This is a genomic window from Grimontia sp. THUN1695 (assembly GCF_059704325.2).
Genome location: NZ_AP046577.1, coordinates 2,126,665 through 2,139,805 on the forward strand (window position 1 = coordinate 2,126,665; position 13,141 = coordinate 2,139,805).

At 48.5% G+C, this 13,141-nt stretch carries 12 protein-coding genes; 1 reads left to right on the plus strand and 11 read right to left on the minus strand.

Annotation, left to right across the window (positions count from 1 at the left end; genetic code table 11):
• Positions 1 to 28: 28 nt before the first annotated feature.
• The gene (locus AC6IB1_RS13240) at positions 29 to 1,315 is read right to left on the minus strand and encodes an NCS2 family permease (RefSeq protein ID WP_005503691.1); all 1,287 of its coding nucleotides are present in this window, start codon (positions 1,313 to 1,315) and stop codon (positions 29 to 31) included.
• Between the two features lie 1,054 nt (positions 1,316 to 2,369).
• On the opposite strand from AC6IB1_RS13240, the gene AC6IB1_RS13245 reads away from it, so the two are divergent.
• A complete protein-coding gene (locus AC6IB1_RS13245; protein ID WP_497567045.1) occupies positions 2,370 to 3,830 on the plus strand; it encodes an aminoacyl-histidine dipeptidase in 1,461 nt (486 codons plus the stop codon).
• 36 nt (positions 3,831 to 3,866) lie between these two features.
• Here the strand turns inward: AC6IB1_RS13245 and dinB are convergent, their stop codons facing one another.
• From dinB to AC6IB1_RS13295, 10 genes are all read right to left on the minus strand, one after another.
• Positions 3,867 to 4,937 (minus strand): DNA polymerase IV, encoded by a 1,071-nt coding sequence (gene dinB, locus AC6IB1_RS13250; RefSeq protein WP_503692996.1) that lies wholly within the window; start codon positions 4,935 to 4,937, stop codon positions 3,867 to 3,869.
• 122 nt (positions 4,938 to 5,059) lie between these two features.
• Positions 5,060 to 5,281 carry a (Na+)-NQR maturation NqrM gene (gene nqrM, locus AC6IB1_RS13255; protein WP_497567047.1) on the minus strand — a complete coding sequence of 74 codons (222 nt, stop codon included), beginning with the start codon at positions 5,279 to 5,281 and terminating at the stop codon, positions 5,060 to 5,062.
• Positions 5,282 to 5,291: 10 nt separating this feature from the next.
• Positions 5,292 to 6,308 (minus strand): FAD:protein FMN transferase, encoded by a 1,017-nt coding sequence (locus AC6IB1_RS13260; RefSeq protein ID WP_497567048.1) that lies wholly within the window; start codon positions 6,306 to 6,308, stop codon positions 5,292 to 5,294.
• 152 nt (positions 6,309 to 6,460) lie between these two features.
• Positions 6,461 to 7,684 (minus strand): NADH:ubiquinone reductase (Na(+)-transporting) subunit F, encoded by a 1,224-nt coding sequence (nqrF, locus tag AC6IB1_RS13265; RefSeq protein ID WP_005503702.1) that lies wholly within the window; start codon positions 7,682 to 7,684, stop codon positions 6,461 to 6,463.
• A gap of 31 nt (positions 7,685 to 7,715) precedes the next feature.
• A complete protein-coding gene (gene nqrE, locus AC6IB1_RS13270) occupies positions 7,716 to 8,312 on the minus strand; it encodes an NADH:ubiquinone reductase (Na(+)-transporting) subunit E (RefSeq protein WP_497567049.1) in 597 nt (198 codons plus the stop codon).
• Positions 8,313 to 8,319: 7 nt separating this feature from the next.
• Positions 8,320 to 8,952, minus strand: coding sequence for an NADH:ubiquinone reductase (Na(+)-transporting) subunit D (locus AC6IB1_RS13275; protein WP_005503704.1), 633 nt, complete (start codon positions 8,950 to 8,952; stop codon positions 8,320 to 8,322).
• Positions 8,945 to 9,727: a Na(+)-translocating NADH-quinone reductase subunit C gene (locus AC6IB1_RS13280; RefSeq protein WP_005503705.1), complete on the minus strand. Its 783-nt coding sequence runs from the start codon at positions 9,725 to 9,727 to the stop codon at positions 8,945 to 8,947. Before AC6IB1_RS13280 ends, AC6IB1_RS13275 begins: the two co-directional genes overlap by 8 nt.
• Positions 9,714 to 10,958 (minus strand): NADH:ubiquinone reductase (Na(+)-transporting) subunit B, encoded by a 1,245-nt coding sequence (locus tag AC6IB1_RS13285; protein WP_497567050.1) that lies wholly within the window; start codon positions 10,956 to 10,958, stop codon positions 9,714 to 9,716. The genes AC6IB1_RS13280 and AC6IB1_RS13285 overlap by 14 nt, the downstream gene beginning before the upstream one ends.
• A 3-nt stretch (positions 10,959 to 10,961) precedes the next feature.
• Positions 10,962 to 12,302 (minus strand): Na(+)-translocating NADH-quinone reductase subunit A, encoded by a 1,341-nt coding sequence (locus AC6IB1_RS13290; protein WP_497567051.1) that lies wholly within the window; start codon positions 12,300 to 12,302, stop codon positions 10,962 to 10,964.
• A gap of 472 nt (positions 12,303 to 12,774) precedes the next feature.
• Positions 12,775 to 13,095, minus strand: coding sequence for a BolA family protein (locus AC6IB1_RS13295; RefSeq protein ID WP_497567052.1), 321 nt, complete (start codon positions 13,093 to 13,095; stop codon positions 12,775 to 12,777).
• Between the last annotated feature and the right edge of the window lie 46 nt (positions 13,096 to 13,141).

Genomic DNA, 13,141 nt, shown 5'->3' on the forward strand with positions numbered 1-13,141 from the left:
CACTCAAAAGATTGCGGCGTATTTTGTCTTACATAACGAATTTCAGCAAGAACAGTGCGGCCAGAACCCAAATACTGATAGGTATATCACGTCCTTTGCCACTGAACGCCTTGATAGCACAGTAGGAGATAAAGCCCAGACCGATACCATGAGCGATGGAGTACGTCAGTGGCATCAGCAAACACACCACGACCACAGGTGCTGCTTCTGTCAGATCACGCCAGTTAACGCTGACAAGACCTGACATCATCAGGATAGCAACATAGAACAAAGCACCGGCTGTCGCGTAAGCCGGTACCATACCAGCCAGTGGCGAGAAGAACAGAGCCAGCATGAACATGACACCAACGGTCACCGCAGTCAGGCCTGTACGACCGCCAGCAGCAACCCCCGACACACTCTCGATGTATGAGGTCGTATTTGACGTACCCAGAACTGCCCCCACTGTCGTGGCAGTACTGTCTGCAAGCAATGCACGGTTCAGTCGTGGCAGTTTGCCATCTTTGTCCAAAAGCTCAGCTTTTTGTGCCACCCCCACCAAGGTGCCTGCAGTATCAAACAAATCAACAAACAAAAATGCAAAGACGATTGAAATCAAGCCCACTTCCATGGCACCGGCGAAATCCAGTTGCATAAACGTTGGCGCAAGGCTTGGTGGAGCAGACATGATCCCTCCATATTGCACATCGCCAAACAACACCCCCAGTGCAGTTACGATAAGGATGGCAATCATGACCGCACCTTTTATTCCTCTGTTAACCAGACCAATGGTCAGGAAGAATCCCAGTGCTGCCATTGCAGGACCAAAAGAAGACAAATCGCCCATCGAAACCAAAGTTGCAGAGTGGTCTACCACAATACCGGCATTTTGTAGGGCAATCAGTGCCAGAAACATACCGATACCGGCAGAAATACCGGTACGCAGGGACAATGGGATGGAATGAATGATCCATTCACGGACTTTAAACAGGCTCAGCGCAACAAAGCAAAGGCCAGACAGGAATACCGCTGCCAGTGCAACCTGCCAGGAGTAACCCATCTGGAATACCACGGTATAGGTAAAGAAGGCATTCAGTCCCATTCCTGGCGCCTGGGCCACCGGGTAATTGGCCACCAGCCCCATGATGAAACAGCCAATAGCCGCCGCCAAACAGGTTGCAACAAAGACTGCACCGCGATCCATGCCAGTTTCTGACAGAATAGCCGGATTAACAAAAATGATATAAGCCATGGTCAGGAATGTGGTAAACCCGGCAATGACTTCGGTTCTGATATCTGTACCTTGCTCTTTCAGTTTAAAAAGACGCTCAAGCATGGCTTTCGGTTCCTTGGGAAGTGTGTGGGTTGATTGCGCAATCGTTTGTCGTAAACGTTTGCGTAAAAATTTGACGCGAATATTACCCGCCACATAACAAAATTTCCAGCGAGAATAGCTGTGTAAGATCTTCAAATGGTGGCGAATAGGCCGGAATCACGCTACTTCTACCTCCCGTTGCGTTTTTCTACCATGGTAGAGCCAGTCAGCGGTGAATAGCTGTGTCATGCAAATTCTGGGAGATAAATAAAAAACGACACTGAAAAAAGGAGGGAGGTACACAGTATTTCGACAAGTGGAGGACAAAAAACACCATATTTAACATGCCACTAGATACAAGCCACCTTTCCAAACAGAAGAAAAGAAACATCTGTTAAAGCAGGAATTTCTCTTGGGCGAAATGCCCAAGAGAAATCAAACGTCGTGATTACTTACGCCTGTATCCGAACGTAGCCGGATAACGAAAATTTGTGGTGTATACAGAGCCACTGTTCCAGTAGCGGCTCGCAGAACAACCTTTCATCAGCCTATACCTCAAAAAATTCGAAAGGGATGCAGCTTCGTTAAAAGCTCGGTTCCGTGGAGACGAATAGATTTCGGGCTTATCCGTAAACCAATGAAAGCGCATAGCCATGTCCCGGAGGAGTCACCCATTCCTGAAGACGGTGAAATAGTACTCAAAACGTTATTTAATTACAATATTCACAGCGAAAAATGCAGCAAAAATTCGAATTTAGCCTTTTTTTTGTAATTTAATTACTTTCATATTTAAAACATGGTAGTGCACCCAATGAACAACTACTCTCCTGAGTATCTCTTCACACACTCTGGGCATAGCAAGAGTTCTGGGTAACAAGCCAGTCAAAGCCCAACACAATCTGCTCTTTGAAGAAGAAATACAAAAAAGTGATATTGGCCAGCTTAATATGTAGCCATCCATGCTCTAACCAGAAGTATGTATTTAACTAAGCATACTTTTACGTCACAAGTTCTGGTAATTTAACAGCATGCAGTCTTGCATGCCTTTTCATTCCTAGTCTTCTGGAGAAAGCCTGTGTCAGAAATCAGCCAACTTTCGCCACAACCTGTGTGGCAATTTTTCGATAAGATTTGTTCTATCCCCCATCCCTCCAAGCACGAAGAGCAACTGGCACAGTACATCGTTGACTGGGCCACTGAACAAGGTCTTGCTGTTCGCCGGGACGCAGTTGGCAACATCATCATTAAGAAGCCAGCGACAGCGGGGATGGAAAACCGTAAAGGTGTTATTCTGCAAGCACACATCGATATGGTGCCGCAGAAAAACGAAAACACCGAGCATGATTTCACTACCGATCCTATCCGCCCGTACATTGATGGCGACTGGGTCACAGCAGATGGTACCACGCTGGGGGCGGATAACGGCATAGGCATGGCAACCTGCCTGGCCGTTCTGGCCGCTAACGATATCGAACATGGCCCACTGGAAGTGCTGCTGACCATTGATGAAGAAGCTGGCATGACCGGTGCATTTGGCCTGAAAGAGGGTTGGCTGGAAGGCGAAATTCTCCTGAACACGGATTCCGAGCAGGAGGGTGAAATCTATATGGGTTGTGCCGGCGGCGTCGACGCCTCCCTCACCTTTACGCTGGAACGTGAAGCTCTGGGTGCAGGATATGTGGGTAAAACCCTGCAAATCAAAGGACTGAAGGGTGGACACTCGGGTTGCGATATTCATACTGGCCGTGCCAATGCCAACAAGCTGCTGGGCCGCTTTCTGGCGGGTCACGCAGAAGAGTTGGGCCTTCGTGTGTTCTCAATCCGTGGGGGCACACTGCGCAATGCGATTCCACGCGAAGCTTTTGCTCACCTTGCCGTTCCAGTGGCAAATGAGGAAAAGCTTGCCAGCCTGTTTAACCATTTCGAATCTTTACTAAAAGAAGAACTGGGTGCAATTGAAACGTCTATCGAACTCTCTATGATTGATTCAGGCTTGGAGCCACAGGTACTGAAGCCTGAGGTTCAACACCGTATCATTGCAACCATCAATGCCTGTCCAAATGGCGTGATCCGCATGAGTGATGATATTGAAGGTGTGGTAGAAACTTCACTCAACCTTGGGGTTATCACCACAGAAGCCGATCAGATGACATTGCTTTGCCTTATCCGCTCACTGGCAGACAGTGGTCGCAGCTATGTGGAAAGCATGTTGGAATCGTTAGGAGAACTGGCCGGCGCTGACGTGACTTTCTCCGGTGCATACCCGGGCTGGAAGCCGAACCCTGATTCTGAAATTATGCATGTATTCAGAAAAACCTATGAAGATATTTACGGCCGGATCCCTAACATCATGGTAATCCATGCTGGGCTTGAATGTGGCCTGTTTAAAGAACCCTATCCGAACATGGATATGATCTCTTTCGGCCCAACCATCAAGTTCCCACACTCGCCGGATGAAAAAGTGGACATTGCCACAGTTGGCCTGTTCTGGGAGCAGATGATTGCCATCCTGAAAGCAATTCCGGAAAAAGCCTGATATCAGTAAGAGCGCCAGTTGGCGCTCTTACTTTATCTACCACTCAAAACTGAGTTGGGATGGCTTGTCCTTCTCTTCCGACTTCAATCCCACAGAAAGACCAATTAACCGGATTCCCCGTCCTTGTTGCCGTGCTAATGCTTCCCGCAGCAACACCGGGTACATGGCATTGTCATAGCGCCATTGCCGGTGTTCCACTGTCGTTTGCTGAAAATCTGAAAACTTGAGTTTCACACCCTGCCGGGCTATTTCCATATTGGGTGATACCCGTTTTAACCTGGCTTCTAATTCCCCAAACAGTGAAACCATCACTTCAAGGCACTCATCCTCTGTCTGGAGATCTTCGGGCAGTGTACGTTCAACACCGAGAGATTTCCTAACCCGTTCAGTTTCAATATCTCTGTCATCAATTCCGTGGCAGCGTTTCCAGAGCGTCTGCCCCAACTTCCCAAACCGTTGTAGCAAAACATGTTTGTCAAACCGCTGAACATCTTCACCCTTGTATAATCCTAACTGATGAAGTTTACCTAAGGTCACCTTGCCCACCCCCGGGATTTTCTCCAATGGCAAAGTTTTCACAAACGCATCAATCTCTTCCGGTGTCACCACATACATACCGTCGGGTTTGTTGAGATCAGAGGCAATTTTTGCCACAAACTTCACAGGCGCAATACCCGCCGAGGCGGTCAGGCCAAGCTCATCGCGAATAGCCCGCCGGATGTCTTCAGCAATCATCGTGGCAGAACCTTTGAACAGTGAGCAGTCACTGACATCCAGATAAGCTTCATCCAGGGAAAGGGGTTCAATTTTGTCGGTGTAGCGCTCAAGGATAGCGCGGATTTGGTCCGAAACGCGTTTATATTTGCCCATGTCACCGCTGATCACTGTCAGCTTTGGGCAAAGCTTCAATGCATGGGCAGTCGCCATAGCCGAGCGGACACCAAACTCGCGGGCGATATAATTACAGGTCGAAATCACACCACGGCGCTTTTCAGACCCGCCAACAGCAAAAGGAATATGACGCAATGCCGGGTTATCACGCATCTCCACTGCGGCAAAAAAACAATCCATGTCAATGTGGATTATCTTTTTCATAAACTCGTTCACACCACACAAATACTGTTTATATATACAGCATCTATATGGTATGTCAACGTCTTCATGAACAAAGGCTGAGTACAAAAAGACCAGTCAGAGACTGGCCTTTAGGTAGAAAATGTAAACAAGAATTAAACGATTTGGTTGTTTTTCCACTCTTGCATTTTTTCAGCGCGCGCTTCACGCTTTTTACGCGCGTCACAAGGTTCAGGACAATCACATTCTTTTTCGATACCGATCGAACTTAGCCCCCCACAACTACCGCTGATGGTTTTTCGCTGAATAATAAAGCCGATTGCCATACCGGCAATCACAAGCATAAATACGGCAAACGTAATCAGGTACACAGACATCTTATTACCCTTATTGTGTTAGGTATTGTTTAAACGCATCCGATGCGACTTCTTGAAAACCATTATCCGTCTTTACGATGAAAAATGCAGGGATATTTTCCTGATTCGCCAAGGTCAGTGCTTTATCCGGCCCCATCACCATAAAAGCCGTCGACAAACCATCTGCGGTCATACAGGATTTATCCAGTACAGTGACCGACACCAGACGGTGATTAATCGGTTTTGCTGTCGCTGGGTCAATCGTGTGGGAGTAGCGCACCCCATTTTCTTCAAAGTAGTTACGGTAATCGCCAGATGTTGCGATCGCCATATCGCCCGGCGCGATGATTTCCTGCACAGTTTGCTGCTCATTGCTCGGTTTTTCAATCGCAATGCGCCATGGATGCCCTTCACCATTTACGCCTTTCAGTTGCAGCTCTCCCCCAATTTCCACCAGATAATTGTCGATACCCAATGACGCCAAGTACTCCGCAACCACATCGACACCGAACCCTTTAGCAATCGATGATAAATCGACATACAGGCCCGGGTTGGTCTTAATCAGGTTGTTGCCCTCAACCGTAAGAAACTCAATGCCGGTCAACGCCCGACGTTCTGCAATTTGCGCATCGGTTGGAACGCGGTCTGGGCGACCTTCGGGACCAAATCCCCACAGATTGACCAAAGGGCCAACAGTGACATCAAGCGCCCCTCCAGACAACTGGTTCAATCGAATCGCTTCTTTCACCACGTTTGCTGTGTCTTTGGAAACAGTAAAAGGATGGCTGTCAGTCAGTTGATTAAACCGGCTCAATTCTGAGTCCTTCCGGTAAGTGGACATCTGATCATTGACCAACTCAAGACGGGCATCAATCTCTGACTGAATGGCTGTCTGATTCGGGATATCACCCTCAGCAATATATTTCACTGAGTAATACGTACCCATGGTTGACCCTGTGAGGTGCACTTGCACCGGTGCTTGCTCACAACCTGCCAGGGTCAACAAACTGCCTAGAAGAAGACAGACCGGCAACAGGAATTTTTTCATTGCATTATCCAGTTGATGATAAAAGGGATCAGAAAGAATCACTCTCTACACAAAAAGAACAAAACGCCCTTTGAGAAAACAGTGATTCTGTCTGATGAAATGCAAAATGGCTGGCCCGTGGGCCAGCCATTCTCTTTCAGAGTGTGGGGCGGTTAGCCACCGAAGTCATCCAGCAGGATGTTTTCATCTTCAACACCCAGATCTTTCAGCATGCCGATCACAGCTGCGTTCATCATCGGAGGACCACACATGTAGTACTCACAATCTTCTGGCGCTTCGTGATCTTTGAGGTAGTTCTCATACAGCACGTTGTGGATGAAGCCGGTGTAGCCATCCCAGTTGTCTTCTGGCAGCGGATCAGACAGCGCACAATGCCATACAAAGTTTTCGTTTTCTGCTTGCAGCATGTCGAAATCTTCAACGTAGAACATTTCACGCTTAGAACGCGCACCGTACCAGAAAGACATCTTACGCTTAGACTTCAGACGCTTGAGCTGGTCAAAGATGTGAGAACGCATAGGTGCCATACCTGCACCACCGCCCACAAATACCATTTCAGCATCGGTGTCTTTCGCAAAGAACTCACCGAACGGACCAGAGATTGTACACTTGTCACCTGGTTTCAGAGACCAGATGTACGAGGACATAATGCCCGGTGGTACGTCTGGGTTATTAGGTGGCGGTGTTGCAATACGTACGTTCAGCATGATAATGCCAAACTCTTCTGGGTAGTTCGCCATTGAGTATGCACGAATGGTTTCTTCGTTAACCTTGGACTCGTAGCGGAACAGGTTAAACTTCTCCCAGTCTTCACGGTATTCTTCTGGAATATCGTAATCTGCATACTTAACGTGGTGAGGTGGCGCTTCGATTTGGATGTAACCACCTGCACGGAACGGTACCGACTCGCCATCAGGAATTTGCAGCTTCAGCTCTTTGATGAAGGTCGCTTTGTTATCGTTAGAGATAACAGTACATTCCCACTTCTTCACGCCGAAGATTTCTTCAGGCAGTTCGATTTCCATGTCAGTTTTCATCGCAACCTGACATGCCAGACGCTCACCTTCTCGCGCTTCACCTTTTGTGATGTGATCAAGCTCAGTTGGCAGAATGTCACCGCCGCCTGATTTTACTTTCACACGGCACTGGCCGCATGAACCACCACCGCCACACGCAGATGAAACGAACACACCGGCACCCGCCAGCGCACCCAGCAGCTTACCGCCAGGTTGAGTGGTGATCGCAAGATTTGGATCGCCGTTTACAGAGATGGTGATGTCACCTGATGGTACCAGCTTGGATTTGGCGAACAGAATCACCAAAACCAGTGCCAGTACGATAAGAGTAAACATCACTACACCAAGAATAATGTCCATTGACTATTCCTTAATTCGCGGTTTACCCGACTTACAGTTGAACACCGGAGAAAGACATGAAGCCTAACGCCATCAGACCTACAGTGATGAAGGTAATACCCAGACCACGAAGTGCAGGCGGTACGTCAGAGTATTTCATCTTTTCACGGATACCTGCCAACGCAACAATCGCCAGCATCCAGCCCACACCAGAGCCGAAACCGTAAACCACAGACTCCGTAAAGTTGTAGTCTCGTTGAACCATGAAAGAGACACCACCGAAGATCGCACAGTTAACCGTGATCAGTGGTAGGAAAATACCCAGTGCGTTGTATAGCGGCGGGAAGAAACGGTCCAGAACCATTTCCAGGATCTGTACCAGCGCCGCAATAACACCGATGAAAGTGATGAAGTTCAGGAAACTAAGGTCCACGCCTTCAACAATTGCACCGTTTTTCAGTACCAAGTTGTAAATCAGGTTGTTAACCGGAACGGATACAGACAGTACTACGGTAACCGCAACACCCAGGCCGAACGAGGTTTTGACTTTCTTGGACACTGCCAGGAAAGTACACATCCCCAGGAAGAAAGACAGTGCCAGGTTTTCGATGAAAATCGAACGAACCAATAGGCTAATGTAATGTTCCATTACGTCCTTACTCCTTCGCTTCTACTTGTTCAGGTTTGAAGGTACGCACAATCCAGATCAGGAAGCCGATCAGGAAGAACGCTGATGGAGCCAGAAGCATCAGACCATTTGGCTGATACCAGCCGCCTTCTGATGTCAAAGGCAGGATAGACACACCAAACAGCTTGCCTGAACCCAGTAGTTCACGGAAGAAACCGACAGAGATCAGTACGAAACCGTAACCCAGACCGTTACCGATACCGTCAATGAATGATGGCAGTGGCGCAGACTTCATTGCGTACGCTTCTGCACGACCCATAACGATACAGTTGGTGATGATGAGGCCAACGAATACTGACAGCTGCTTGGAGATGTCGTACACAAATGCCTTCAGGATCTGGTCTACCACGATTACCAACGATGCGATGATCGCCATCTGCACGATGATACGTACAGAGTTTGGAATGTGGTTACGGATAAGCGAAACGAACAGGTTCGAGAATGCCGTTACGAAAATTACCGCAAGGGTCATTACAAACGCCGTTTCCAGCTTGGTGGTTACTGCCAGCGCAGAACACACACCCAATACCTGAAGGGCAATCGGGTTGTTGTCCAGTACTGGCGCCCAAAGATTCTTTTTCAGTTCTTTAGTATCAGCCATTGATCAGCTCTCCCTGTTGAACTTTCTTCAGGAATGGGCCAAAGCCGTTGTCACCAAACCAGAAGTCAAAGGTATGCTGTACACCATTAGAGGTCAGTGTCGCACCTGACAGACCGTCAACACCGTGAACGTCTCCAGGTTGTGCGCCGCCTTTAACGACTTTCAGAGCGGGGTTACCCTGGTCATCAAACAGCATTTTGCCTTCAAACTGTGCACGCCAGCGAGGGTTTTCTACTTCGCCGCCCAGCCCCGGGGTTTCACCGTGCTGGTAGTAAGCGATGTCTGAAATCGTTTTGCCGTCTGTGTCCAGTGCGACAAACGCGTACATCATGCCCCACAGACCACTGCCATATACTGGCATGATCAGGCGCTCAGTTTGACCCGCTGCATTTTTCACCAGGTAAACCTTGGCAGTGTTTGCCAAACGACCAATCTTCGCAATGTCCTTGTCGGCAGGCAGTTTCTGCGACTGGGAAGGATCAGAAGATGCAATGCGCTGGTCAAAAACCTTTGCTTCTTCAACGGTGCCAACCAGTTCACCTGTTTCCAGGCTAACCAGACGTGGTTCGATGAATTTGTCAAAGGTCTCCGTGATGTTGCCGTTTGCATCGATACCAGCAACAGAAAGGATGTTACGCTGTACGTCCAGCACGGCATTCTTCTCTTGCATAGGACGCAGAGAAACAGCCGCGAAAGATACCACAACTGAACACACCAGGCTCAGCGCGATAACTACGGTCAGCGTTTTTTTAATGCTATCGTTATTGCTTGACACGAGCCAGTCTCCGTTTGATGTTGCCCTGGATTACCAGGTTGTCGAACAGCGGTGCAAACAGGTTCGCGAACAGAATAGCCAGCATCATACCCTCTGGGTATGCGGGGTTAGCCACACGAATCATTACTGCCATCGCACCAATCAGGATACCGTACCACCATTTTGCTTTATTCGTGAACGAAGCAGAAACCGGGTCGGTCGCCATGAACATCATACCGAATGCAAAGCCACCCAGAACCAGGTGCCAGTGCCACGGCATGCTGAACATCGGATTGGTATCAGAACCAATGATGTTGAACAGCGTTGCCGTTGCCACCAGACCAATCATGGTGCCAAGGATAATACGCCATGAAGCAATGCCCATCGCAACAATCATTGCACCACCGATAAGGATCGCCAGCGTAGAGACCTCACCAATCGAACCTGGAATATGGCCGATAAATGCGTCCATCCAAGTGATAGTCTGGCCTGTAACATTGTTCACCAGCGCACCTTGACCACCTTGTGCCCATTGGCTTAGCGCCGTTGCACCAGAGAAGCCATCAGCAGCAGTCCAAACCAGGTCACCTGAAATCTGTGCAGGGTATGCAAAGAACAGGAATGCACGGCCAGCCAACGCCGGGTTCAGGAAGTTGCGGCCTGTACCACCAAAGATTTCTTTTGCAACAACCACACCGAAGGTAATACCCAGTGCAGCTTGCCAAAGTGGCAGTGTCGGTGGAACGATGAGTGCGAACAGGATAGAAGTGACGAAGAAGCCTTCGTTAACTTCGTGCTTGCGCACCATACAGAATAGCACTTCCCAGAAACCGCCAACGATAAAGACCGTCGCGTAGATAGGCAGGAAGTAAGTCGCACCCAGCAACATCTTGCTGCCCCAGCCAGCATCTGCCGACAGGGTTCCACCTAGCATTTCTGTTAGCCAGTAATGCCAGTTATTACCGATAACACCTGTCAGTTGCTCAGCACCGTACAGAGCGTTCAGTGCCATGATCGCCTGGTCACCCGCGTTGTACATGCCAAAGAACATGGCAGGGAATACCGCGAACCACACCATGATCATGATGCGTTTCAGATCGATACTGTCACGAACGTGCGCACCGCGCTTGGTTACTGTGCCAGGGGTGTACAGCAAGGTTGCCGCTGCTTCATACAGTGCAAACCACTTTTCGTGCTTACCACCCGGCTCAAAGTGATGTTCGATATCTTCAAGAAATTTCTTCAGGCTCATTGCTTACCCTTCCTTCTCAATTTGATCCAGGCACTCGCGGAGCATAGGGCCAAAATCGTACTTGCCAGGGCAAACAAATGTGCACAGAGCCAGATCTTCAGGATCCAGTTCCAGTGCGCCCATCTGAGACATGCTGTCCAGATCACCTGCACAGATATCACGCAGCAACAGTGTTGGCTCGATGTCCAGAGGCATCACACGCTCATAGTTGCCAATTGGCACCATGGAGCGTTCACTACCATTGGTAGTGGTTGTCATGTTGAACAGCTGGCCTTTAAAGAACTGGCTTAAAAATGCGCGGGTAACAGAAAACTTGTTCTTACCCGGTGCGATCCAACCGAACAGCTCTTTCTCACGACCTTCACGAAGTGCACTTACCTGAAGATGGAAACGACCGAGATAACCATGAACACCACCAGCATTGGTACCACTTAGTACGGAGCCAGAAATGATACGGATTTCACCAGGCATCAACTCATTGTCAGTGAGTTCAGCAATCGATGCACCGATCTGTGTACGAATGAGACGTGGGTTATTGACAACCGGGCCCGCCAGGGAAATAACACGGTCAGTGAAAAGCTCACCAGTAAGGAACAGCTTGCCGAATGCAATAACATCTTGATAGTTCAGATGCCAAACCTGAACACCCAGACCAACTGGACGGAGGAAGTGAATGTGGGTACCCACCAGACCTGCTGGGTGAGGACCTGTAAACACATGCTCTTCGACGTTGGATTGCTTGCTGCGCGGCAGACTGGATTCGCCTTTACATACGAACACCTTACCCTCGGTCAGATGGGATACTACGTCAAGACCTGCAACAAACGCCTCTTGCTGTTCATTAATGATCAGTTCAGGATTCGCAGCCAGTGGGTTAGTGTCCATTGCGGTGACGAAGACAGCTGCTGGACTAGCATCAACGGCTGGCGTCTTACTGAATGGTCGGGTGCGAAGCGCAGTCCACATGCCGGATTCAACAAGTTGATCAACAATCACTTGACGATCCAGACCTGCGATCTCTGAGGCTTCATATTTGTTGAAAGTGACTTGCTCGTTGCCTTCTACTTCGATGACAACTGACTGAAGAACACGTTTTGCACCGCGGTTGACTTCAACCACAGTACCGGCTGCAGGTGCAGTAAATTTCACGCCGGGATTCTTTTTATCTTCAAAAAGAATCTGACCTTTTTTCACTACATCCCCAACACGAACATGCATCGTTGGACGCATGCCAACGTACTCTTCGCCAAGCAAGGCGACTTTTTTGATAGCTGGGCCATCATTTATCACCTGAGCTGGAGTCCCGGCAATTGGGATATCCAAACCCTTTTTTATTGTAATCATACGCACTTGCACTACATTAACGGGAAAAAATTCTGTTATTGCGCAGTTTAATACGACCTTCCACTGTCTAGTGGGCGACACTTCCACCCACCTCCGCAACGTCCTCATTACCAACCCGCAACAATTCAAGGCTTGGGGTCAGTTTTCAAGCGGTGGATTCTACCATCAACCAAAGTTGCTATTCCACGGCAATCACCGTGATACACCCTCAATTTTCAGCAACTGGGCAAACTATGCCCAATTGTAACCAATAACTATGAACCGGAGCACAATTTATAATGCAAACATAATGTCGAATAATTGTTATAACGCCAACATCATGATCATAAAGAGGACACACCGTTCACGGAGTTAGTGCTTATTTTTGTTAACATTTATGCTTCCTCTTTTGATGGCGGGCTGTGCCCTGCCTCGGTTACCAGAGTTTCTTACGCATTAAAAAGGTCGTTTTAAACAGGCTGTTATCATAACGTTACTTATCCAGTGTCGATCCGCCATGACACGGTGGTGACAATGGCGTCTGTCCATTCAGGTCGCGCCATTCCACCTCAGTATAAGTATGAATAGCGAGTGCATGGATAGCATTTTGCAACTCATCACTTAAGGTTTGGTTTACCGCACGGTGTCGGGCGATCAGACGTTGACCTTCAAACTGCCTGCTCACGATAGTCACTTTAAAATGGCTTTCTGCTCCTTCCGGAACATTATGCATGTAACTTTCGTTTTTCACGTCCAGATATATCGGTGAAAATGTGGAACTGAGCTTTTGCTCTATGATTTTTTGAACACTCATGCTTTCCTCTGCCCATAACGCAAAATGTGACTCGGTCCAAATGGCC